At 68.6% G+C, this 22,156-nt stretch carries 21 protein-coding genes and 2 tRNA genes; 8 read left to right on the top strand and 15 right to left on the bottom strand.

Translation table 11 applies throughout. The features are described 5' to 3' along the window. Nucleotides 1-10 precede the first annotated feature (10 nt). A complete protein-coding gene (locus EES48_RS01505; RefSeq protein ID WP_122464610.1) occupies nucleotides 11-1,852 on the top strand; it encodes a DUF885 domain-containing protein in 1,842 nt (613 codons plus the stop codon). 42 nt (nucleotides 1,853-1,894) lie between these two features. Here the strand turns inward: EES48_RS01505 and EES48_RS01500 are convergent, their stop codons facing one another. The 4 genes from EES48_RS01500 to EES48_RS15215 all read right to left on the bottom strand — a co-directional run bounded on the left by EES48_RS01500 (nucleotide 1,895) and on the right by EES48_RS15215 (nucleotide 4,323). Continuing rightward, nucleotides 1,895-2,815 (bottom strand): NAD(P)/FAD-dependent oxidoreductase, encoded by a 921-nt coding sequence (locus EES48_RS01500; RefSeq protein ID WP_122465082.1) that lies wholly within the window; start codon nucleotides 2,813-2,815, stop codon nucleotides 1,895-1,897. Continuing rightward, nucleotides 2,812-3,924, bottom strand: coding sequence for a DUF1176 domain-containing protein (locus EES48_RS01495; RefSeq protein WP_122464609.1), 1,113 nt, complete (start codon nucleotides 3,922-3,924; stop codon nucleotides 2,812-2,814). Before EES48_RS01495 ends, EES48_RS01500 begins: the two co-directional genes overlap by 4 nt. Nucleotides 3,925-3,985: 61 nt before the next feature. Beyond that, a complete protein-coding gene (locus EES48_RS01490; protein ID WP_122464608.1) occupies nucleotides 3,986-4,198 on the bottom strand; it encodes a hypervirulence associated TUDOR domain-containing protein in 213 nt (70 codons plus the stop codon). Next, entirely contained in the window at nucleotides 4,195-4,323 is a 129-nt protein-coding gene (locus EES48_RS15215) for a hypothetical protein (RefSeq protein WP_276309571.1), read from the bottom strand. Before EES48_RS15215 ends, EES48_RS01490 begins: the two co-directional genes overlap by 4 nt. 153 nt (nucleotides 4,324-4,476) lie before the next feature. Between EES48_RS15215 and EES48_RS01485 the strand changes: the two genes are divergently transcribed. The 4 genes from EES48_RS01485 to EES48_RS01470 all read left to right on the top strand — a co-directional run bounded on the left by EES48_RS01485 (nucleotide 4,477) and on the right by EES48_RS01470 (nucleotide 7,581). Continuing rightward, nucleotides 4,477-5,691, top strand: coding sequence for an NADP-dependent isocitrate dehydrogenase (locus EES48_RS01485; RefSeq protein ID WP_122464607.1), 1,215 nt, complete (start codon nucleotides 4,477-4,479; stop codon nucleotides 5,689-5,691). A gap of 159 nt (nucleotides 5,692-5,850) precedes the next feature. Next, a complete protein-coding gene (locus EES48_RS01480; RefSeq protein WP_122464606.1) occupies nucleotides 5,851-6,429 on the top strand; it encodes a hypothetical protein in 579 nt (192 codons plus the stop codon). 61 nt (nucleotides 6,430-6,490) lie between these two features. After that, nucleotides 6,491-7,207: a DUF2939 domain-containing protein gene (locus EES48_RS01475; RefSeq protein WP_240623176.1), complete on the top strand. Its 717-nt coding sequence runs from the start codon at nucleotides 6,491-6,493 to the stop codon at nucleotides 7,205-7,207. Between the two features lie 11 nt (nucleotides 7,208-7,218). Beyond that, nucleotides 7,219-7,581 carry a phage holin family protein gene (locus tag EES48_RS01470; protein WP_122464604.1) on the top strand — a complete coding sequence of 121 codons (363 nt, stop codon included), beginning with the start codon at nucleotides 7,219-7,221 and terminating at the stop codon, nucleotides 7,579-7,581. A gap of 4 nt (nucleotides 7,582-7,585) precedes the next feature. Here the strand turns inward: EES48_RS01470 and cobS are convergent, their stop codons facing one another. Both cobS and EES48_RS01460 read right to left on the bottom strand, forming a co-directional pair. Continuing rightward, on the bottom strand, nucleotides 7,586-8,590 hold the full coding sequence (gene cobS / locus EES48_RS01465) for a cobaltochelatase subunit CobS (RefSeq protein WP_122464603.1): 1,005 nt from the start codon (nucleotides 8,588-8,590) through the stop codon (nucleotides 7,586-7,588). 38 nt (nucleotides 8,591-8,628) lie between these two features. Further along, nucleotides 8,629-9,885: a UbiH/UbiF/VisC/COQ6 family ubiquinone biosynthesis hydroxylase gene (locus EES48_RS01460; RefSeq protein WP_122464602.1), complete on the bottom strand. Its 1,257-nt coding sequence runs from the start codon at nucleotides 9,883-9,885 to the stop codon at nucleotides 8,629-8,631. A gap of 154 nt (nucleotides 9,886-10,039) precedes the next feature. Here EES48_RS01460 and ald point away from each other — a divergent pair, with 154 nt between their 5' ends. Next, nucleotides 10,040-11,158 carry an alanine dehydrogenase gene (gene ald, locus EES48_RS01455; RefSeq protein ID WP_122464601.1) on the top strand — a complete coding sequence of 373 codons (1,119 nt, stop codon included), beginning with the start codon at nucleotides 10,040-10,042 and terminating at the stop codon, nucleotides 11,156-11,158. A gap of 161 nt (nucleotides 11,159-11,319) precedes the next feature. On the opposite strand, the gene EES48_RS01450 is transcribed toward ald, so the two are convergent. From EES48_RS01450 to EES48_RS01430, 5 genes are all read right to left on the bottom strand, one after another. Next, the gene (locus EES48_RS01450; RefSeq protein ID WP_122464600.1) at nucleotides 11,320-12,048 is read right to left on the bottom strand and encodes a TlyA family RNA methyltransferase; all 729 of its coding nucleotides are present in this window, start codon (nucleotides 12,046-12,048) and stop codon (nucleotides 11,320-11,322) included. Further along, nucleotides 12,045-14,759 carry a valine--tRNA ligase gene (locus EES48_RS01445; protein WP_122464599.1) on the bottom strand — a complete coding sequence of 905 codons (2,715 nt, stop codon included), beginning with the start codon at nucleotides 14,757-14,759 and terminating at the stop codon, nucleotides 12,045-12,047. The genes EES48_RS01450 and EES48_RS01445 overlap by 4 nt, the downstream gene beginning before the upstream one ends. Before the next feature lie 105 nt (nucleotides 14,760-14,864). Beyond that, nucleotides 14,865-15,473, bottom strand: coding sequence for a DUF2497 domain-containing protein (locus tag EES48_RS01440; RefSeq protein WP_122464598.1), 609 nt, complete (start codon nucleotides 15,471-15,473; stop codon nucleotides 14,865-14,867). A 117-nt stretch (nucleotides 15,474-15,590) separates the two neighbouring features. Continuing rightward, entirely contained in the window at nucleotides 15,591-17,141 is a 1,551-nt protein-coding gene (locus EES48_RS01435; RefSeq protein ID WP_122464597.1) for a TolC family outer membrane protein, read from the bottom strand. Nucleotides 17,142-17,266: 125 nt separating this feature from the next. Beyond that, entirely contained in the window at nucleotides 17,267-17,908 is a 642-nt protein-coding gene (locus EES48_RS01430; protein WP_122464596.1) for a protein-L-isoaspartate O-methyltransferase family protein, read from the bottom strand. Between the two features lie 144 nt (nucleotides 17,909-18,052). On the opposite strand from EES48_RS01430, the gene EES48_RS01425 reads away from it, so the two are divergent. Both EES48_RS01425 and EES48_RS01420 read left to right on the top strand, forming a co-directional pair. Next, nucleotides 18,053-18,126: transfer RNA gene (locus EES48_RS01425), tRNA-Cys, on the top strand. Between the two features lie 61 nt (nucleotides 18,127-18,187). Beyond that, nucleotides 18,188-18,790 carry a hypothetical protein gene (locus tag EES48_RS01420; protein WP_122464595.1) on the top strand — a complete coding sequence of 201 codons (603 nt, stop codon included), beginning with the start codon at nucleotides 18,188-18,190 and terminating at the stop codon, nucleotides 18,788-18,790. Here EES48_RS01420 and mgtE read toward each other — a convergent pair. From mgtE to EES48_RS01400, 4 genes are all read right to left on the bottom strand, one after another. Continuing rightward, nucleotides 18,787-20,202 carry a magnesium transporter gene (gene mgtE / locus EES48_RS01415; RefSeq protein ID WP_122464594.1) on the bottom strand — a complete coding sequence of 472 codons (1,416 nt, stop codon included), beginning with the start codon at nucleotides 20,200-20,202 and terminating at the stop codon, nucleotides 18,787-18,789. The two genes, EES48_RS01420 and mgtE, sit on opposite strands and share 4 nt — an antisense overlap. A 61-nt stretch (nucleotides 20,203-20,263) precedes the next feature. Continuing rightward, nucleotides 20,264-20,348: transfer RNA gene (locus EES48_RS01410), tRNA-Leu, on the bottom strand. Between the two features lie 61 nt (nucleotides 20,349-20,409). Further along, nucleotides 20,410-21,174 carry a metallophosphoesterase family protein gene (locus EES48_RS01405; protein WP_122464593.1) on the bottom strand — a complete coding sequence of 255 codons (765 nt, stop codon included), beginning with the start codon at nucleotides 21,172-21,174 and terminating at the stop codon, nucleotides 20,410-20,412. A gap of 128 nt (nucleotides 21,175-21,302) precedes the next feature. Beyond that, nucleotides 21,303-22,082 (bottom strand): nucleotidyltransferase family protein, encoded by a 780-nt coding sequence (locus EES48_RS01400; protein ID WP_240623175.1) that lies wholly within the window; start codon nucleotides 22,080-22,082, stop codon nucleotides 21,303-21,305. Between the last annotated feature and the right edge of the window lie 74 nt (nucleotides 22,083-22,156).

Here is a 22,156-nt window from a genome sequence, read left to right as displayed (position 1 = left end):
GGAGCCCGCCATGATCGATCGTCGTCGCCTGCTGATGTCCGCCTCGGCCGCCGCCGCCTTTGGAGGCATGGCCGGCCAGGCTCTGGCTCAGGCCGCTCCGGCCGGCGCCTCCCCCGCTGGCCCAGGCGACGCCGCCCTGAACGCCTTGATGGACAGGATCTTCAACGAGCAGATCCTGTCGTCGCCGGAGTTCATGACCAGCCTTGGCCTGGACAAGGGTCCCAACGCCGAGGCCAAGGCCCGGCTGGACGACCGCTCCCAGGCCAAGATCGACGCCGACGAGGTCAAGTTCCGCGCCGCCGCCGCCGAAGCCAAGGCGATCGATCGCGACAGCCTGTCGCCGCGCTCGCAGGTCTATCACGATACGATCAACTACTTCGCCGATACGGTGATCACCGGCTACGACTTCCCCTATGGCGGCGGCCTGTTTCCCTCGCCCTATACGATCAGCCAGCTGGGCGGCTCCTACCAGTCGGTGCCCGACTTCCTGGACAGCCAGCACGCGATCGACACGGCGGCGGACGCGGAGGCCTATCTGTCGCGGCTGGAGCAGTTCGGCACGGCGATGGACCAGGAAACCGCGCGGATGCAGGCCGAGTTCGGCGCCGGAGCCATTCCGCCCGACTTCGTCATCGACCGCGCCACTGGCCAGATGGACGGCATCCTCAACACCCCGACCGCCGAGCTGACGCTGGTCCGATCCGTCGCCCGGCGGGCCGAGGAAAAGGGCATCGCCGGCGACTGGGCCGCGCGCGCCGAACGGATCGCCGCCGACAGCGTGATGCCCGCCCTGCGTCGCCAGCGCGACGCCCTGTTCGCCCAGCGCCCGAACGCCACCCACGACGCCGGCTGCTGGCGTCTGCCGGACGGCGACGCCTATTACGCCTACGGCCTGCGCTACTATACGACCACCGACATGTCCGGCGAGGACATCCACCGCATGGGTCTGGAGCAGGTCGCCGAGCTGTCGGCCCGGGCTGATGAATTGCTGAAGGCGCAGGGCCTGACCCAGGGCTCGGTTGGCGCGCGGATCGGCGAGTTGAGCAAGGATCAGCGCTACGTCTATCCGAATACCGACCCGGCCAAGGAAGAGCTGCTGGCCGAGCTGAACGCCCAGATGCGGGCGGTGGAGGCGAGGATGCCGGAGTATTTCGGCCGCCTGCCCAAATCACCGGTCGAGGTGCGTCGCGTGCCCGTCGATATCGAGGCCGGGGCGCCGGGCGGATACTACCAGTCGCCGGCCCTGGATGGGTCGCGGCCGGGCGCCTACTACATCAATCTGCGCGACACGGCCGAGTGGCCCAAGTGGACCCTGCCGACCCTCACCTATCACGAGGCGACGCCAGGGCATCACTTCCAGATCGCCCTGCAGCAGGAGAACGACGCCGCGCCCATGCTGATGAAGGTGCTGGGCTTTTCCGCCTATTCCGAAGGCTGGGGCCTGTACGCCGAACAGCTGGCCGACGAGATCGGCATGTACGAGAACGATCCCCTGGGCCAGATCGGCTACCTGCAGTCGCTGATGTTCCGGGCTGCGCGCCTGGTGGTCGATTCTGGCCTTCACCACAAGCGCTGGAGCCGCGAACAGGGCATCCGCTACATGGTCGAGGCCCTGGGCGACCAGGAGAGCGCGGTCACGACCGAGGTGGAGCGCTACGCCGTCTGGCCGGGCCAGGCCTCCAGCTACAAGGTCGGCCACTCCGAATGGGTGCGGCTGCGCGAGGAGGCTAAGGCCGCCCTGGGCGACCGGTTCGACATCAAGGCCTTCCACGACACGGGCCTGGAAGCCGGCGGCGTGCCCCTGACCGTGCTGGAGCGCGTCATCAAGGACTGGCAGGCGGGAATGGCTTAGGGCGGATATCTCCCTCCCCCGAGGGGGAGGGAGAATTGGGCCTCACACCTTCGCCGTCAGGCCCTCGCGTTCCCTGAGGCAGTTGTGGATCGCCGTGGCGGCCACGGCGGCTTCGGCGGTGGCGACGGCGATCTGGTTGAGGCCGCGCACCACATCTCCGGCGGCGTAGAGACCGGGCACGCTGGTGGTCTGGCGCAGGCCGACTTCCAGCCGGCCGTCCTCGCCAACCTCGGCGCCCACGCCGTGCGCCAGCTCGGCCAGGGGATGGGTGCCCAGCGCCGAATAGACGGTGTCGAAGGGCGCGGCCTGGCCGCCCCAGCCCAGGGCGGTGACCCGGTCATTCTCGATGGTCACGTCATCGATCGAGGTCTCGACCAGGGCGACGCCCAGCCGAACCAGCTCGGCGCGGTCCGCGGCGCTGAGGGCTTCAGGTTCCGCAACGTGGATCAGGGTGACTCGGTCGGAATAGCTGCGCAGGAAGGCGGCTTCGCGCACGCCCTTGTCGTCCTCGCCGATGACGGCGATGGCCTGATCGGTGGCTTCGAAGGCGTCGCAGATGGGGCAGATGCGGATCAGGCCGCGGGCGATGCCGCGCTCGACCCCCGGCAGGTCAGGATGGTGATCGACCACGCCGGTGGCCAGCAGCACGGCGGCAACCCGGATCGTGCGCCCGTTCAGTTCCGCCTCGAAATTGTGATCGCCGAGACGGCGCAGGGCCGTGACCTCTCCGCTCTCGATGACGGCGCCGTACTCTTCGGCCTGTTCGCGCATCCGGGTCAGGATGGCCTCGCCGGTGATGCCCTTGGGAAAGCCCGGCATGTTGTGGCTGACCGGAATCCAGCAGGCGCGCGGCTCCCCCCCGTCGGCGACCAGCACCCGACGGTGGAAGCGGGCCAGATAGGTGGCGGCGGTCAGGCCGGCGGGGCCGGCGCCGATGATAAGGACCTCGGGATCGTCGCTCACGGCGCCGTCCTCCAGTAGGTCGGCCACAGGTCGGGCGGGACGCCCCAGCACTCGGTCATGGCCGACTCGGCCGTAAGCACGAAGGCCCGGCCGCTCCACACCCAGGTCTGAGACACGCCGCAGTCGCCGACACCCCGCCCCTTGTTGAACGCCTCGATGGTCCGGGTCTCGGGGTCATAGCCGGCATTGACCAGCACATTGTCGACCTCGCCCGTGGCGCTCGCGAACTGGGCGGGGCGCGGGTCGCGTCCGCCCTCGGCGGTGATCCAGTAGGCCGAGCCGAAATTATAGGCACCGGTGAAGCAGGGCACGCCCCAGAGTTCGACCCCGTCGCCAAGGCGCGCCACGGTCGGGCGGGTGAATTCGGCGTCGAGGTGGCCGACGTCGGCGGCGCATTCCAGCAGCGCCGGATCGCGCGACAGACTGTCAGGCAGCATCGGCACGTCGGGCAGGCCGGCCTGGCTGACGGCGGGCGCGACCGGCACGCGCGGCAGGGGCGGCGGCGGCGGCACGGCCCCGGCCGGCCGATCGCCGCTGCGGCGGATCAAAGCGGTCGGGGTGTCGAGGCGGCCCTGACGCTCGTCGATCCACAGGAAGGCGGCCGCCGCCCCGGACAGCGAGACGGGCATCGTTTGGTCGCCGCGGCTTATCGTCATCGTCTCGCCTTGGGCGATCGCGGCGATGAGCGCGTCGATATCGCCCCGGACCCGTCCCACGGGCGGGTCGTCGACCCCGGCCGCTGCGTCGAGTTCCACCGGAAAGGCGCGACCATCGATAGCCAGGGACATCGGACCGTCCGCCGACACCCCGGGCGGAAACATGCCGATCATGACCTGAGGCCGACCCTCGGGGCCCGGTTCGACGGCCACCCGCACGAACCCATTCGCGAAGGCGAAACAGGCGTCGCCGTTGTCGCAGACCGCGATCCAGTCACGAAATCTGCGCTCCTCGGTGGGGGCGCCCGACGCCGCCGTGGACGCCCCGGCCTGATCCTCGGCGTCGGCGGGTCGAGATATCGTTTCGGCGCTCTCCTGAGCCTGGCACGCCGACAGGGCGGCGGCGATCGCCAGCGCCGGAACGGTCAGCGCCACTGCGTTTCGTCGTGCCATCCGTTATTCCCCCAGGTGAGGCGTCGACCTTGCCGGGCGCGGGGGTCGGGCGCAATCGCCCTCAGGCCTTGCGCAGCTCCTCGGGCGTGTGGGCCGCGCGGGCGCCGGTCTTGTCGCTCTCGACCAGATACTCGGGATGGTCCTCGGAGGCGGCGACCTTGTGGCCCTTGATGTGGGTTTCGCGCGTCAGCTTCCTGACCACCTTGCCGGTCGTCGTCCCCTGGCTGTGGTCCCACTTGACGGTGTCGCCGGCCTTGAAGGTCTTGTCGGTCATGTCGCGGCCTCCTCGTCGTCCAGGTCGGCCATGACGGCCCGCATCAGCTCTGCGTCGACGATGGAAGGCGGTTCTCCGAAGCGGCGGGTCCAGCAGTCGGCCAGTCTCTGTTCGTCGTCGCTCATAACGTCTCACTCCACGCGTACCGAGCGACAGGAATGGGCGAGGGTCGATTCGGGTTTCAGCTTGGCCGTGGCGGGGACAGGCTTTGCGTGGGCGAAGGCAGCCCGCTATACCGCCGCCAAACCTCCCGGAACCCCCACGAAAAGGCACCCCGCATGGCCAAGATCCAGGTCGAGAACCCCATCGTCGACATCGACGGCGACGAGATGACCCGCATCATCTGGACGATGATCAAGGACAAGCTGGTCTTTCCGTTCCTGGACCTGAAGCTGGACTACTATGACCTGGGCATGGAGAACCGCGACGCCACCGACGACCAGGTGACGATCGACGCCGCCCACGCCATCCAGAAGCACGGCGTCGGCGTGAAGTGCGCCACCATCACGCCGGACGAGGCGCGGGTCGAGGAGTTCGGCCTGAAGAAGATGTGGAAGTCGCCGAACGGCACCATCCGCAACATCCTGGGCGGCGTGGTCTTCCGCGAGCCGATCATCTGTTCGAACGTGCCGCGCCTGGTGCCCGGCTGGACCCAGCCGATCGTGGTCGGCCGTCATGCCTTTGGCGATCAGTACAAGGCCACCGACTTCCTGATGCCCGGGCCCGGAACCCTGACGATCAAGTTCGTCGGCGACGACGGCCAGGTGATCGAGCACGAGGTGTTCAAGTCGCCGTCGGCCGGCATCGCCATGGGCATGTACAATCTCGATTCGTCGATCCGCGACTTCGCGCGGGCCAGCTTCGCCTACGGCCTGAACCGCAACTATCCGGTCTATCTGTCGACCAAGAACACCATCCTCAAGGCGTATGACGGTCGCTTCAAAGACATCTTCCAGGAGATCTTCGACGCCGAGTTCAAGGCCGAGTTCGACGCGCGCGGCCTGACCTATGAGCACCGTCTGATCGACGACATGGTGGCGGCCGCCATCAAGTGGTCGGGCGGCTTCGTCTGGGCGTGCAAGAACTACGACGGCGACGTGCAGTCCGACGTGGTGGCGCAAGGGTTCGGCTCTCTGGGCCTGATGACCAGCGTCTTGATGACGCCGGACGGCAAGGTGCTGGAGGCAGAGGCGGCCCACGGCACCGTCACCCGCCACTATCGCCAGCATCAGAAGGGCGAGGCGACCTCGACCAACTCCATCGCCTCGATCTATGCCTGGACGCGCGGCTTCAAGCATCGCGGCAAGCTGGACGGCAACCAGGCCCTGATCGATTTCGCCGAGACCCTGGAGAGCGTTGTGGTCGAGACCGTCGAGGACGGCCACATGACCAAGGACCTGGCGCTGCTGGTCGGGGATCAGCAGGGCTGGCTGACCACCGAGGGCTTCATCGACAAGGTGGCGGAGAACTTGGCCAAGGCTGTCTCTCAGTAAGGGCGCTATCGCGAGCGACGCGGTCGCTCGCTGCTTGAGCGCATGAAGCGAACGAGGCCCGTCGGAGCGATCCGGCGGGCCTTTTCATGAACGGACGGCAATGAACCTGTCGGGATGGTAAGTTGCCCCGGCCGGACGCTCGCGCCTAGCCTCCCACGGATGACCAGTCTGACCGCGCTCGCTGCCGCCATCGCCCTGCTCGATCCCGCCGCCGCCTGCGATTTCGATCGCGACGCCATGTTGGCCATGGACGAGCAGACCTTTGACCAGACGCCGGAAGGCTGGCGCTCGTTGCACGGCGAAGGCTGCATCGATCAGGCCGCCCAGCTGATCGCCGACTATCGGGCGCACACCGGCTCGGAAGGCCACATGCTGTATTGGCACGAGGGCCAGCTGCGCGCCGAGCAGGGACAGTCCGACGCGGCCATCGCCCTGCTCGACCAGGCGCGTCAGCCGGCCTTGGATTTTCAGGGCTGGGATCACTACGTCGACGCCAGCATCGCCTTTCTGAACCAGGACCGTTCGGCGCTGGAGGCCGCGCGCGAGCGGCTGGCCGCCACGCCGACGCCGGACATGGAGATGATCGCCACCCTGCCGGACGGCCGCCGGGTGCGCGTGCCCTGGCCACCTAATCTGAACGTCGTCGATGGTTTCGTGCGCTGTTTCGACGAACCCTACGCCGTGGCCTATCGCGCGCCGTGCCGCGAACAGGTGGCGTTCGAGCCGGTCGAGGAGTGATCAGCTCCGAGCCGCACGGCTCGATTTGGGCGGTGACGACGGTCAGCCTATCTTGGACGGCATGACCGATCCCGCGCCGCCGCCACCGCCCGCCTCCCTACCGGTCAAGACGCCCGAGGCGACGCCGGTGATCGCGCGCGACGAACCACCACCCCCGGCGCCGCCTCCCCCGCCTCCTCCGCCCGCCCGCGGCGGCGGCTTGAGTTTCGGCCGGGCGCTAGCGGGATTACTGATCGTCGCCGTGGCGATGGCGGCGATGGCCTTCGTGACCGCGCCGATGGTGGCCTTCTCAGCGGTGCGCTCGGCGGCCGAGGCGGGTGACGTTCAGGGTCTGACCCGGCTGGTCGATTTCACCGCCGTGCGCGCCTCGCTGAGGCCGCAACTGGACGAGACGGCCCCCGTGGTCGAGGCGCCGCCGCCCAGTTTTCTGGACAATCCGGTTGAGGCCATCCGGCGCCGACTGCAGGACCAGCCGGTGTTTCGTCGCCCCGTTGGGCCGCAGCCGGACGACTATCTCAGTCCCACGGCGCTGAACCGCCTTACCCGGGGCGTCGGCCGCGAGGCCTGGCGCGAGACGGCGGCGCCCGAGCGCGAGCCCGCCGCCCGGCTGACCTACTGGGGCGTTGATCGCACCCGCATGGCGGTGACCGGTCCGGAAGGCCGCACCGTCTTCACCTTCGAGCGGCGCGGGCCCTTCGCCTGGCGGCTGGTGCACATCGGCCTGCCGCCGCGCGCTGAACCGAACGGCCAAGCTGGCGTTCAGCCCGGGAACGGCTGAGGGAGACCGATATGATCCGCTTCATCGTCCAGGCCATCGTCACCGCCCTGGGGCTGTGGCTGGCCGAGGTCATCGTGCCGGGCGTGGGCTTTACCGACACCGCCAGCCTGATCCTGGCGGCGGTGCTGCTGGGTCTGATCAACGCCTTCGTGCGGCCGATCCTGGTGGTTCTGACCTTCCCGATCACCGTCCTGACGCTGGGTCTGTTCCTGCTGGTGGTGAACGCCGCCACGATCGGTCTCACGGCGGTGCTGCTGGACGGCTTCGTGGTCGACGGCCTGTGGGCCGGCGTCGGCGCCGCCATCGTAACCGGCGTGGTCAGCTGGGTGGCGGGCGCGCTGATCGGGGATGATCGGAAGCGGGTGCGGGACTGAGGCCCTACCCCACCTTCACCCGCGTCGCCGCTTCCGGGAGGTCTTCGCCGAACGCCCGCTGGTAGAATTCAGCGATCGTCGGGCGTTCCAGTTCGTCGCATTTGTTGAGGAAGGTCAGGCGGAAGGCCGTGCCGATGTCGCCGCCGAAGATCTGGGTGTTCTGGGCCCAGGTGATGACGGTTCGGGGGCTCATGACCGTGGAGATGTCGCCGTTCATGAAGGCGTTCCGCGTCATGTCTGCGACGCGGACCATGGCGGCGATGGTGCGCTTGCCCTCCGCGTCGGCCCAGTCGGGGACCTTGGCGGCGACGATCTCGGCTTCCACGTCGTGGTCGAGATAGTTGAGGGTGGCGACGATGTTCCATCGGTCCAGCTGAGCCTGATTGATCTGCTGGGCGCCGTGGTACAGGCCGGTGGCGTCGCCCAGGCCCACGGTGTTGGAGGTGGCGAACAGGCGGAACCAGGGATTGGGCCGGATCACCCGGTTCTGGTCCAAGAGGGTCAGGCGGCCCGAGGCCTCGAGCACCCGCTGGATCACGAACATGACGTCGGGCCGGCCGGCATCGTATTCGTCGAAGACCAGGGCGATGGGCCGCTGAATGGCCCAAGGCAGCATGCCTTCACGGAATTCGGTGACCTGTTTGCCGTCTTTGAGGACGATGGCGTCCTTGCCGACCAGATCGATGCGGCTGACGTGGGCGTCGAGATTGACCCGCACCATCGGCCAGTTCAGGCGGGCGGCGACCTGTTCGATATGGGTCGACTTGCCGGTGCCGTGATAGCCCTGAACCATCACCCTTCGGTCGTGGGCGAAGCCGGCGGCGATGGCGGTAGTGGTCAGGGGATCGAATTTATAGCTCTCGTCGATCTCGGGCACATGGTCGTCGCGCTCGGAAAAGGCCGGCACAGTCATGTCGGAATCGATACCGAAGGCTTCGCGCAGGGTGACCTTTTTGGTCGGCAGAAGCGTCAGCAGCGGATCGGCGGCGGGATCGAGGGAGGAAACCATGCCTTCCCTTAGAAGCGCCGCGCCGGACGGTCCAGCCGTCAGACCGCTTCGCCGCGCAGCAGCCGGGGCAGGTCGCCGGTCGCGCCGCCCGCCTCATGCATGAAGGCGCGTCTCAGCGGGGCGATCCGGTTGACCGCCGCCATGCCCAGATCGCGGGCCAGCCGCACGGGAGCGAGGTCGTTGGAGAACAGCCGAACGAAGCCGTCGAAGCCGGCGGCCAGGGCGGCGGTGTCGAACCGGCGCCAGCGGGCGTAGCGGTCCAGCACCGTCTCGGCGCCGATATCCTCGCCCAGCCGCATCGCCTCGATCAGCACCTCGGCCAGGGCGGCCGCGTCCTTCAGCCCCATGTTCAGACCCTGCCCGGCCACCGGATGGACGGCATGGGCCGCGTCACCGATCAGCGCCGCGCGAGGCCCGGTTAGTCGCTCGGCCAGGGTGAGCGACAGGGGATAGACGAAGCGCGGCCCCTCGACGCTCAGATCGCCCAGGAAATCGCCGAAACGACGACGCAGATGGCTGAGGAAGGCGGCCTCGGAGGTTTCGCGTAGGGCCTCGGCGCGGCGGGTGGTCTCGGTCCACACCAGACTGGCGCGGTCATCCGGCAGCGGCAGGATGGCGAAGGGGCCGGAGGGCAGGAAATACTCGTGGGCCACATTGTCGTGGCCGCGCACCATGCGGGCGGTGGCGACCACGCCCGACTGTTTGTAGTCCCAGCCCAGGGTGTCGATCCCGGCGCTCTGGCGGACAAACGAATTCCGGCCGTCGGCGCCGATGATCAGGGCGGCCGACAGGGTTCGCCCGTCGGCCAGGGTCACATCGGTTCGGCCCGGCGCGGCATCGATCCCGACCACCTTGGCCGGCGCCATCAGGGTGATGTCCGAACCGCGCACCGCCTCGGCCAGGGCGTGACGGATGTGGCGGTTCTCGACCATATAGCCCAGCGGCTCGCCGCCGGTGCGGTCGCCGATCTCGTCGGCGTCGAAGCGCAGAAAGGCGGGCGAGGCGGACCGCGAGGCCGCGCCCGGCCGCCGCCCGTCGGTGACCAGAATGCGGTCCATGCGGCAGGCGTGGGCGCGCAGCCCCTCCCCCACTCCGAGCGCATCCAGCATGCGGAAGGTCGAAAAGGCGACGGCGGTTGAGCGACCGTCGAAGGTCGGGGCCAGCTGGACCTCGAACGGCTGGGGATCGACCAGGGCGACGCGCAATCCCCCCTGCGCCGCCGCGAGCGCAAACGTCGCTCCCGCCATGCCGGCGCCGGAGACGATCAGGTCGAAGCTTTGGTTGGGCGCTGCCATGGTCGCCTATGTCGCGCCCGGTCGCGCCGCCGTCCAGTGGCGGACGCAGAAAGGGCGCGTTGCATCATTACGCCCCACTGGCCGTATTCCCTTGAACGGTTTATGAGCGACCCGCCCCGATCAGAGGGCGAATGTGTGCAGGGACGGACCTCAGATGCGCGTCGGTGTGCCGAAGGAAATCAAGAAGAACGAGCACCGCATCGGGCTGACGCCCACGGCGGTGCGGGAATATGTCGCCCACGGCCACGAGGTCATGGTCGAGACGAACGGCGGCATGGGCGCCGGCTTCACCGACGATGACTACACGCGCGCGGGCGCGACCATCGCGCCGGACGCCAAGTCGATCTTCGCGGCGGCCGACATGATCGTGAAGGTCAAGGAGCCCCAGAAGGTCGAGTGGGAGATGCTGCGCGAGGACCAGATCCTCTACACCTACCTCCACCTGGCCCCCGATCCCGAACAGACCAAGGGGCTGATGGCGTCCAAATGCGCCGCCATCGCCTATGAGACGGTTACCGACGCCAAGGGCGGCCTGCCGCTGCTGGCGCCGATGTCCGAGGTCGCGGGGCGGATCGCGGTCTTTTCGGCGGCGGAGACCCTGTTGAAGCACAATGGCGGCATGGGTCTGCTGTTCTGCGGCGTGCCGGGCGTGGCCCCGGCGCGGGTGCTGGTGCTGGGCGGCGGCGTGGTCGGGCTGAACGCGGCGCGCATGGCCATGGGCCTGGGCGCCGAGGTGGTGGTGCTTGAGCGCTCGATCCCGCGCATGGCCTATATCGACGAGGTCACCGGCGGCCGGGTCATCACCCGCTATTCCTCGATCAACGCGATCGACGAGGAGATGGTCAAGGCCGATGTCATCATCGGCGCCGTGCTGGTGCCGGGCGCTTCCGCGCCCAAGTTGATCAAGCGCGAGGATCTCAAGGCGATGAAGAACGGCTCGGTGCTGGTCGATGTCGCCATCGACCAGGGCGGCTGTTTCGAAACGTCCAAGCCGACCACCCACGAAGACCCGACTTATGTCATCGACGGCGTGGTCCACTACTGCGTGGCCAACATGCCCGGCGCCGCGCCGCGCACATCGTCCGAAGCCCTGAACAACGCCACCCTGCCCTTCGGCCTCGCCCTGGCCGATCACGGACTGGAGGCGCTGCGCAAGGATCCGCACCTGGCGCGCGGCCTGAACGTGCTGAAGGGCGAGATCACCTATCCGGCGGTGGCCGAGGCCATGGGCCTGGGCTGGACCGATCCGTTCGGCGTCTGGCCCAAGGGTTGAGCGTGAGGTGAACGAAGATGAACGGCCCGCTCAATGGCCGTTCAGCTTAGCGGCGCTAAACCTGACCCTGCGCCGCCGGTTATTCTTCAGCCCCCCTGTCGATCGGCGACGTACAGACCCCCGGCGGAGCGATCCGTCGGGGGTTTGGTGTTTTCAGAGCGCTATCGCTCGCGGCGGGCCCACAGCAGGTATTCGTGATTGCCGTCACCGCCCTGGATGGGGCTGTCGGCGGTGGCCTGAACGGCCCAGCCCTGATCCGTCAGCCAGCCGACGACGCGGTCGAGCGCGGCCTGGCGGGCCTCCTCGTCGCGGACCACGCCCCGGCGGCCGACATCGGCGCGGCTGTCCATCTCGAACTGCGGCTTGACCAGGGTGACCAGGTCGGCGCCCGGCGCGGCGAGGGCCAGGGGTGCGGGCAGAAGCTTGGCCAGGCCGATGAAGCTGGCGTCGCAGACGATCAACTCGGGCGGCTGGGCGATCAACGCGGGCGTCAGATCGCGGGCGTCGGTACGCTCCAGATTGGTCACGCGCGGGTCGTCGGCCAGGCGCGGATGGAGCTGGCCGAAACCGACATCGACGGCGAAGACATGCGTGGCCCCGCGCTCCAGCAGCACCTCGGTGAAGCCGCCGGTCGAGGCGCCGAGGTCGAGGCAAACGCGACCCTCGACCGGGACCGGCCACAGGGTCAGGGCATGGTCGAGCTTCAGCGCGCCGCGCCCGACGAAGCGATGGGCCTCCGCATAGCTGACCTCCGCGTCCTCGGCGACCTTCTGGGCGGGACGCTGGGCCGTCTCGCCACCGACCGTGACACCGCCGGCCTCGATGGCGGCGCGAGCCTTGGCGCGCGTCTCGGCCAGACCGCGCGCGACGAGGAGCTGGTCGAGCCTCACCCGACCGCCGCCAGCCGCGCCAGGGCCGCCTGCAGGCGAGCCTTGCCGGCCTCGGCCTCGGCCAGCTTGGCGCGCTGTTCCTCCACCACCTCGGCGGCGGCGCGGGCGACGAAGTTGGGGTTGCCCAGCTTCTTGCCGAAATGGGCGATGTCGCTGTCGAAGGCGGCGATTTCCTTGGTCAGGCGCGCGCGCTCGGCGTCGAGATCGATGATCCCGGCCAGCGACAGGGCGACCGTCGCGCCGCCGGAGACCAGGGTCACCGCGCCTTCCGGCGCCGCGTCGGCCGCGCCGATGTCCGACACCCTTGCCAGGGTGGCCAGCAGATCGCGATGGCGGTCGATGCGGGCGGTGGTCTCAGAGCCCGGTGCGATGACGGTCAGCGCCGGCTTGGCCGACGGCGGCACGTTCATCTCTCCGCGCATCTGGCGGATTTCGGTGACCAGATCGACCAGCCAGCCGATCTCGGCCTCGGCCTCCGCGTCGACGAAACTGTCCGGGAATTCCGGCCAGTCGGCGCCGATCAGCAGGCTTTCGCGGGCCGGGCCTTCCTTGCCCAGTTCGGCCCACAGCTCTTCGGTGATGAAGGGCATGACGGGGTGGAGCAGCTTCAGCGTCTGATCCAGCATCCAGGCGGTCATGGCGCGGGTCTCGGCCTTGGCGGCCTCGTCCGAGCCCTGGAACACCGGCTTGGCCAGCTCCAGATACCAGTCGCAGAAGACGTTCCAGATGAAGCGGTAAAGCGCCGAGGCCGCATCGTCGAAACGCCCGCCCTCGATGGCCGCCGACACCTGGCGCTCGGCCTTGACCAGTTCCCCGCGAATCCAGCGGTTGATCGTCTGCTCGACCGTCGAGGGATCAAAGCCCTCGATGCGGCGCGCCTCGTTCATCTGGCTGAAGCGGGCGGCGTTCCACAGCTTGGTGCCGAAGTTGCGATAGCCCTCGATGCGCTGTTTCGACAGCTTGATGTCGCGCGTGCCCGACAGGATGGCCATGGTGAAGCGCAGCGGATCGGCGCCCAGGTCGTCGATGATGGTCAGGGGATCGATGACGTTCCCCTTGGACTTGCTCATCTTCTGGCCCTTCTCGTCGCGGACCAGACCGTTGATGATCACGCGGGCGAAGGGCGTCTCGCCGGTGAAGTGCAGGCCCATCATCATCATCCGGGCGACCCAGAAGAAGATGATGTCCGCCGCCGTGACGAGATCACTGGTCGGATAGAACCGCTCCAGATCCTCGGTCTTGTCCGGCCACCCCATGGTCGAGAAGGGCCAAAGCGCCGAGGAGAACCAGGTGTCGAGGACGTCTTCGTCCTGGGTCAGGGGCAGGTTTCCGGCCTGCGCTTGAGCCTCCTCTTCCGTCTCGGCCACGAAGATCTGGCCGTCCGGTCCGTACCAGGCGGGAATGCGGTGGCCCCACCAGAGTTGGCGGCTGATGCACCAGGGCTCGATGTTGCGCAGCCATTCGAAATAGATTTTCTCGTAGCTCTTGGGCTCGAAGACCGTCGCGCCCTCCTCGACCGCCTTGATGGCCGGCTGGGCCAGGGTGTGGGCGTCGACGTACCACTGGTCCGTCAGCCACGGCTCTATGACCACGCCCGAGCGGTCGCCGTGCGGGACCATGTGGCGAGTCTTTTCGATCTCCTTCAGCCAGCCCTCTTCCTCGGCGCGGGCGACGATGGCCTTGCGGGCGGCGAAGCGGTCCATGCCCTCGTATTCGGCGGGCACGTCGGGCGTGTCGGCGGCGGTGATGCGGCCGAAGGCGTCGAGCACATTCAGGGTCTGGAGCCCCGCCCGCTTGCCGACCTGGAAGTCGTTGAAGTCATGCGCGGGCGTGATCTTCACCGCGCCCGAGCCCTTGGTCGGATCGGCGTAGTCGTCGGCGACGATGGGGATGCGGCGGCCGGTGATCGGCAGGATCACAGACTTGCCGACCAGTTCGGCGTAGCGCGCGTCGTCCGGGTGCACGGCCACGCCGGTGTCGCCCAGCATGGTCTCGGGCCGGGTGGTGGCGACGACGATGTGGTGGCGGGTCTCCCACTCGGTGGCGTTCCCGTCATCGTCGAAGGCGACCGGATGCTCATAGGTCAGGCCGTCGGCCAGCGGATAGGCGAAATGCCAGTAGTGGCCGTCGACCTCGCGCTGCTCGACCTCGAGGTCGGAGATGGCCGTCTGGAAATGCGGGTCCCAGTTCACCAGCCGCTTGTCGCGGTAGATCAGGCCGTCCCTGTGCAGCTGGACGAACACCTTGCGGACGGCCGCCGACAGGCCCTCGTCCAGGGTGAACCGCTCGCGCGACCAGTCGCAGGACGAGCCCAGCCGGCGCAGCTGGCGCACGATGGTCCCGCCCGACTCAGCCTTCCATTCCCAGACCTTGTCGACAAAGGCCTCGCGGCCCATCGATCGGCGATCCGCATTGCCCGCCTTCGCCAGTTCGCGCTCGACAACCATCTGAGTGGCGATGCCGGCGTGGTCCGTGCCCGGCAGCCACAGCACCGCCTTGCCCTTCATCCGGTGATACCGCGCCAGGATGTCCTGCAGCGTGTTGTTCAGCGCATGGCCGATGTGCAGCGAGCCGGTCACGTTCGGCGGCGGAATGACGATGGAATAGGCCTCGGCGGCCGTGTCCTGACGAGGCGCGAACAGGCCCGACGCCTCCCACTCAGCGTAAAGACGCGGCTCGGCGGCCTGGGGATCGAAGGTTTTCTCAAGCATGGCGGTCGTTTCGGGTAAGGCGCGCCGGAAGTCCAGCGGCGCAAAGGAAAAGGGCGGCTCCCGCCGGGGGAGCCGCCCTTTGAAGGGATCGCGATGTGCGACGGGTCAGCTGGCCGAGCGGGCGATGCGTTCGACTTCCTTGCGTACCTGGGCCTCGACGATGGCGGGCAGATTGGCGTCGAGCCAGTCCTTGAGCATCGGCTTCAGCAGTTCGCGCACCAGGGCGTCGATGGTCGGGCCGGACACGGCGGGCGCGTCCGGAGCCTCGGGCTTCCTGAGCGACGAGGCCAGGCCCGCGAAGGCCGAGGCCGAAGCGGCGGCGGCGGTGTCGCTGACCAGCGGCGCGGATGGCGCGGCGGGAGCCGGCGCGGGCGCGGAGGGGGCCACGTCGAGGTCGCCGATAGTCTCGGCCGGCACCTCGTAGGTGTCGGTCAGTTCCAGCACGTCCTCGTCGGCCGCGGCAGGTTCAGGCTCCTGAACCGAGGGCGTCTCGTCCATCATCGCGGGCGAATCCGCGACGGCTTCGGGCTCGGGCTCCGGAGCGGCGGCTTCCGTGACAGGCACAGGCTCGGCAGGCGTCTCCGGCGCGGGCTCTTCGTCGGCCGCATCTGCGGCGGGCGCCGCCTCGGCCGGAGCGTCGTCTTCGGAGATGATCCGCCGGATGGAGGCGAGAATCTCCTCCATCGTCGGTTCCTGAGCGGCCTGATCCGTCATGCCTATCCCCTGCGCCGCCCGAACCCGGGCGTGTCTCGACTCAAATGATCGCCAGTGGTCGCATCAAGCGGGCGGCAAATCAACGGTTCTCGGTTCGCGCCAGAGGCGAATGTCCGGTCAGGTCCCCGGCGCGGTCTGGATGACTTCCGACTTCAGTTGGGCGTCGACCGGGGCGTCTTCCTGATCGTTGGCGGGGACGATGGCCGGGGCGGCGATGCGGTCCAGGCTCTCGACCAGGAACTCCCACGGCACGGCGCCGCGGTTGCGCACGCGCTGGAAGTTGTCGGCGGGATCATAGGCCTCGACCGGCGCCAGGCTGGCCCCCGACAACTGGCCCATGGCGGCCAGCAGGGCGGCCTGGGCGACGTATTCGTTGCGCCGGGCGTTCGCCAGGGTCACCTGGGCGGCGCGCAACTCCAGTTCCTGGTTCAGCACGTCCAAGGTGGTGCGCAGGCCGACCTGCGCCTCCTGGCGCACGCCCTCGGCGGCGATGGTCGCGGCGCGCACCGCCTCCTCGCCCGCCTGCAGGGTGGAGCGGGCGGCGATGACCTGGGCATAGGCCGAGCTGACCAACTGCAGCACGTTGCGGCGCTGGCCCTCAACGCCGATCTGGGCCGCGTTGGCGCGCTCCAGCGCCTGGGCGACGCGCGAGGCGTTCAGCCCGCCGGTGAACAGGGGCACGCTGATATTGGCGGTGGCGCTGAACTCGCGGCTGCTGTCGTTGAGGTCCAGGTTGCTGAGGCTGTCGAAACTGTTGCCGAGCGAGGCCGACAGCCCGACGCTGGGGCGGTATTCGGCGCGGGTCTGGGCCACCTGGGCCTCGGCGGCGCGCAGATTGTACTCGGCCGCGGCCAGGGCGGGGTTGCGGACCAGGCCGGAGTCCAGCGCCACGTCGAAGTCGGTCGGCGCGGGCGGCAGGGCGGGGGTCGCCTCCAGGGTTGCGGGGGCCTGGCCGACCACGGCGGCGAAGGCGGCGCGCGACACCGACAGCTGGGCCTCGGCGACCGCCAGGTCGGATTCCGACTGGGCCAGTCGCGCCTCGGACTGGGCCACATCGGTGCGGGTGATTTCTCCGACCTCGAACCGCGCGTTGGACTCCTCCAGCTGGCGTTGCAGCACGGCGATGTTGTCGCGACGGATGACCAGAACCTCCTCGTCGCGCAGAACGTCGACATAGGCCTGGATGACGCTCTGCATCACCTCCTGCTCGACGTCGCGCAGGTTCTCCCGCCCGGCCAGCACCGAGGCCTCGGCGGCGTTGATGCCATGGGCGATCCGGCCGCCGGTGTAGAGGTTCTGGTTCAGCGAAACGCCGACGCTGGCGGTGGTGCCGTCAGAGATGTTGTCGCTGCCCGGATCACCCGGAAAGTCCTCGATGCCGTCCCCGTCGAAATCGAAACCAGGGGTTGGAGGCGTATCTGGCAGGTCACGGTAGCTATACCCCGTGCCTCCAGAGACGCTCAGCGTCGGGCGCAAGCCGCTGCGGGCCTGAACATAGGTCTCGTCCAGGGCGCGCTGGTTGGCGCGCTGGGCCAGCAGGGTCGGGTTGGTGCGGTACGCCAGGGCGATGGCGTCCTGCAGCGACTGGGCCTGGGCTGTCGTGGCGAGGCCGGCGACGGCGATGGCCAGGGCGGCGGCGGTGGCCAGGGCACGCGAGCGGTTCGACATCAGTTCATCCCAGGCGGACGCATCGCGCGCCCCAGTATCCGTGTGGTCCGGCGACAAGTGACCGCTGAGGGTGCGCCTGGCCAGTTAAGTTTTTTTCACGCGGCCGGGCCCGCTTTCCGTCGCGCCTAAAGGGCGAAGGCCGGGCGCGGCGTCATTCCCGCCAGCATCGTTGGCGCCGAATCGAACAGGACGCGACGCGACACACCCGCGCGGCCCCGCTCGTAAAGCACCGCCTTGCCGCCGGGGCCGGAGCGTTCGACGAAGGCGGCGCGGCCGCCGACGCGCAAGGCCTCGATCCACGCGTCGGGCCGGACGCCGACCGCGCCCTCGGAGATGATCACGTCCCAGCCCTCGCCCTCGGGCGCGTCCAGGGCGGACACCACGGTCCGGACCCCGAAGTCAGACAGGGCGGCGCCGACCACCTCGAATACGGCCGGGTCCGCCTCCTGGGCAGTGACCGTCAGCCCCATGCGGGCCAGGATGGCGGCGGCATAGGGCGCGGCGATGGCCAGGGCGCGCTCGCCCGGCCGGGCATCCAGCGCCTGCAGCAGCTTGGCCACGTCCCGGGCCTGCATCAGGGTGCGGTCGCCGGCGATGGGGACATCGACCTCGGCATAGGCGGAGAAGGCTCGGTCAGGGGCGCAGAAGCGCTCGCGCGGCACGACACGCAGGGCCGACTGCAGGGCGTGGTCGGTGACGTCGTTCACCCGGATCTGGCTATCGACCATGATTTGGCGGGCGGCGGCGAAATCCGGGGCGGAACTCATGCGGGCGATCCTGAACGGCGCGGGTCGGGAAGGCCCGGCTTATAGGCCGAGCGGCATTCAGCGAAAAGCCCGCGTTGCGGCCTCCGTCGCGATCTGATAGCGAACCGCTCCCGTCGCGGACGCTTCGCTCGTCCACGACCCGGCGGCCTGATGGCGGAGTGGTTACGCAGCGGACTGCAAATCCGTGTACCCGAGTTCGATTCTCGGTCAGGCCTCCATCCCTTCCCCGCGACATCGAGAACGCTCGCCCCGGCCCACGGCCAAGGTTAGGGTCGGCGGATGAAGCTCGCTCTGATCGCCGTCTCCGGCGCCGCCCTCGCCCTGGCCGCCTGCTCCAGCGAGCCGGCCGCCGCCCCCGAAGCCGCGCCCGAGGCGACGAACCCGCAGGACGCCTTCTTCGCCAACTTGTCGGCCCTGTGCGGCCAGACCTTCGAGGGCGAGGTGGCGACGGAGGATCCGCTGGACGCCGACTTCATGGGTCAGCGGCTGGTGATGACCGTCACCGACTGCACCGACGATCAGGTGCGCATCCCCTTCCACGTCGGCGAGGACCGCTCGCGCACCTGGGTGGTGAGCCGCACCGTCGACGGCCTGCGCCTGAAGCACGATCACCGTCACGCCGACGGGACCGAGGACACCGTCACCCAGTATGGCGGCGACACCGCCGACGCCGGGACCGAGACGCGCCAGGAGTTCCCGGTCGATCAATTCTCGATCGACATGTTCACCCGCGAGGACATGACCGTGTCCAACACCAATGTCTGGGCCATGGAGGTCCATCCGGGTCGTCAGTTCGCCTACGAACTGCGCCGCGAGAACCGGCATTTCCGGGTCGAGTTCGACCTCGCGGAGCCGGTTTCGGAGGCCGGACCGGCCGCCTAGAGCAGAATCAGCGTCGCCAGGCCGAGGAAGCTGAGAAAGCCGACCACGTCGGTGATCCAGCTGACGAACACCGGTGAGGACACCGCAGGGTCGCGATCCAGCCGGTCGAGCAGCAGCGGGATCAGCGTGCCCGCCAGCGCGGCCGCCAGGATGTTGATCAGCACCGCCAGGCCGATGACCAGCGACAGGTCGGCGCGCCCGAACCACACCCCGGCGATGATCGCCAGCAGCACGCCGATGGTCAGGCCGTTGGTCAGGCCCACGCCGACCTCGCGGCCGACGATGCGCAGGGCGTTGGCGGCGCTCAATTCGCGTGAAGCCAGAGAGCGGACGGCCACGGTCAGGGCCTGGGTCCCGGCGTTGCCGCCGATCGAGGCCACGATCGGCATCAGGATGGCCAGGGCGACCAGGGCCTCAATCTGATCGGCGAACTGGCCGATGACCAGCGAGGCCATCACCGCCGTGCCCAGGTTGATGACCAGCCAGGGGATGCGCGAACGCACCACGCCCATGACGTTGGAGCCGCGATCCTCGTCCGACACACCGGCCAGGCGCAGGATGTCCTCGCGGTTTTCCTCCTGGATGATGTTGACGATGTCGTCGACGGTCAGCTGGCCGACCAGCCGCCCGGCCGAGTCGACCACCGGGGCCGAGATCAGGTGGTATTTCTCGAAGACATAGGCGACCTCTTCCTGGTCCTGGCCGACGACGATCTCATTGATCGGCTCCATCAGTTCGGTCAGCGGCACATCGCGCCGCGCGCGCAACAGGCGGCTGACGGGCACCCCGCCGATCGGTCGGTTGACCGGATCAACCACATAGATGTCGAAGAACAGCTCGGGCAGGTCGTCGCCCTGGGACCGCAGGTGATCGATGGTGTCGCCGACGGTCCAGAACTGCGGCGCGGCCATCACCTCGCGCTGCATCAGGCGGCCGGCGGTGTCCTCGGCGTAGCCCAGCGAGCTTTCGATGGCGGCCCGGTCCACCTCAGGCATGGCGGCCAGCACACGCTCGCGCTGATCGTCCTCCAGATCCTCGACCACGGCGGCGGCGTCGTCGGAATCCAGCTCCTGCAGCGCGGTGGCCAGGGTCAGGTGCGGCACCCGCTCCAGCACCTGTTCGCGGATGCCGTCGTCCAGCTCGGGCAGGGTCTCGGCCAGCACCTCGGGCGGCAGGCTCTGGACCACGACCGAGCGGTGCTCGGCGGTCAGAAAGCCCATCAGGTCGGCGATGTCTGCGGGGTGCAGCTCGTGCAGCAGTTCGGCCAGCCGCGCGGCGTCGCCGGCGTCGGCCGCGTCCACCACCTTTTCGACGAAGGCGGCCGACAGGGCGTAGTCGTCGCGGTGCGGATCGTTCGGGTCGGCTGCGACGTCGAGGTTCAAGCCAGGCGGGCGCGCGGTCTCGATGCTCATCGCCTCGCCCTCCCCTCAGATATCGCTCAGTTAGCCGACGGCTGACCCTTCAGATGATCGATGGTGCGGTCGAGAAGACTCGAACTTCCACGGGTTGCCCCACAGCGACCTCAACGCTGCGCGTCTACCAATTCCGCCACGACCGCTCGCATCGGAGCGGGGCTGATAGCGGAGGCCGGGCGATAAGGGAAGTGGGGCCCGAAAAACTCAGACCTCGAACACGCGATAGGGCAGATCGCCCAGTTCGCGCAGCACCGGCAGGGCGACATTGAACACCGGCACGCCGCCCTTGGTCGCGCCCGCCGGGGCGCCCCGGTGAGCATGGCCGTGAACCACCAGCTTGACGTTCTCATAGCGGTCGATGGTCTCGGCCAGGCGCGACGAGCCGAGGAAGGCGTGGATCTCCGGCGGCTCGCCGATCACGGTGTCGACCACCGGCGCATAGTGCAGCAGCACCACCGAGCGTTCGGTCCGCAGCGAGCGTATCGAGGTTTCGATCTGGTTGGCGTCCTCCACCGCCGCCTGGACGAAGGTCTTGACCGCGTCCTCGCCGAACGAGCTGAGCATGTAGCGGCCGAAACCCCCAACGAAGCCCTTGCCGCCGGCGAAGCCGACGCCCTCGATCTCATAGGAGCGGCCGTCGGCGATCATCTTGACCCCCGCCTCGCACAGCATGTCCATGACCACTCCGGGCTGGCCGTGCTCATGCTCGTGGTTGCCCATGACCCCGACCATCGGAATGCGGCAGGCGCGCAAATCCTCGATCAGGATCTCGACCTCACGCGTCTTGCCGAAGTTCACCAGGTCGCCGCACAGGGCCAGGACATCGGCGTCCTCATGCACCCGATCGAACAGGTCGCGATACGGCCGTTCGCTGGACTCGCCGACATGCAGGTCGCCCACGGCGGCGACCCGAAGCTTCTTCGACGGGCCAGCGTCGAGGCCGGGCTGGGGGGTCTGGGGATCGGTCATGCAATGCGCCTGTGGTCTAAAGCGACTGACATCGGTACGCGCGGTCCTGGGCCCCGGCTTTCGCCGGGGAAACGGGGTATTTCTGCGCTCAAGTAGCGAGCCGCCGCGCGGCGAACGATAGCGCCCTCCTAGTGTATCGGGTCGTGGCGTTCTTCGAGGCCCTTGCCGACCACGTCGCCAAAGCCCCATTCCGAGATGTCGGTGACATAGTCGCGCGGGCTGAACAGCCGGCCCCGGCACACCTTCACCCGTGGCGGCGGCAGGTCGACCTGGGCCGCCAGCCGCTCGGCCAGCTCGGTCATCAGCCAGCCGGGCACCCGGCCCCGCTCGGTCGGATAGGCGAAGCGGAAATTCAGGAGATGCGCCATCAACACCTCCCAATACAGGTCCATCTGATCCAGCAGGCTCTTCCAGTCGATGGATTCGGCCTGTTTCAGGATGACGTGGTTCACATCGGCGCCGTCGTACCGATATCGGTCCTGGATGAAGACCTTGGACAGGATCAGGGCCGTGGGCGGGGTGATTTGCACCTCATGGCCGTAGACGGTGATCCGGTCGCCGCCGAACCAGCTGTCATTGACCGCGATGGTGCCGTTGGACATGGCGAAGATGACGTCGAAGAAGTGTTTCTCGTCCTTCCAGACCTTGGCGATCCAGCGCTCGTCCTCGACGTCGGTCCGATAGCCGCGCGCCTGGAAGAAGGCGAGGATGCGGGGATAGTCGCCGGGCTTGCAGAAGACGTCGAGGTCCTTGGTCGGCCGGCTGATTCCCGTGTAGGCCGTGACCGCATAGGTGCCCGACAGCAGGAACGGAATGCCGGATTCCTTCAGCAGCCGCAGGCTCTCCTCGTAAAAGGCCAGGGCGTCGGCGGGCGGCTCAAAGGTGGGGGAGATGACGACGTCGGACACCGGGCGCTCCGGGTGGAAGGTCGGGAAACGGCGCGCGACCGGCCAAGGTTCCTGAACGCCGGCCTGCCCGTCCA

Source organism: Brevundimonas lutea, from assembly GCF_003704105.1.
GTDB classification, from domain to species: domain Bacteria; phylum Pseudomonadota; class Alphaproteobacteria; order Caulobacterales; family Caulobacteraceae; genus Brevundimonas; species Brevundimonas lutea.
This window is presented reverse-complemented; position numbering and strand designations above follow the sequence as displayed.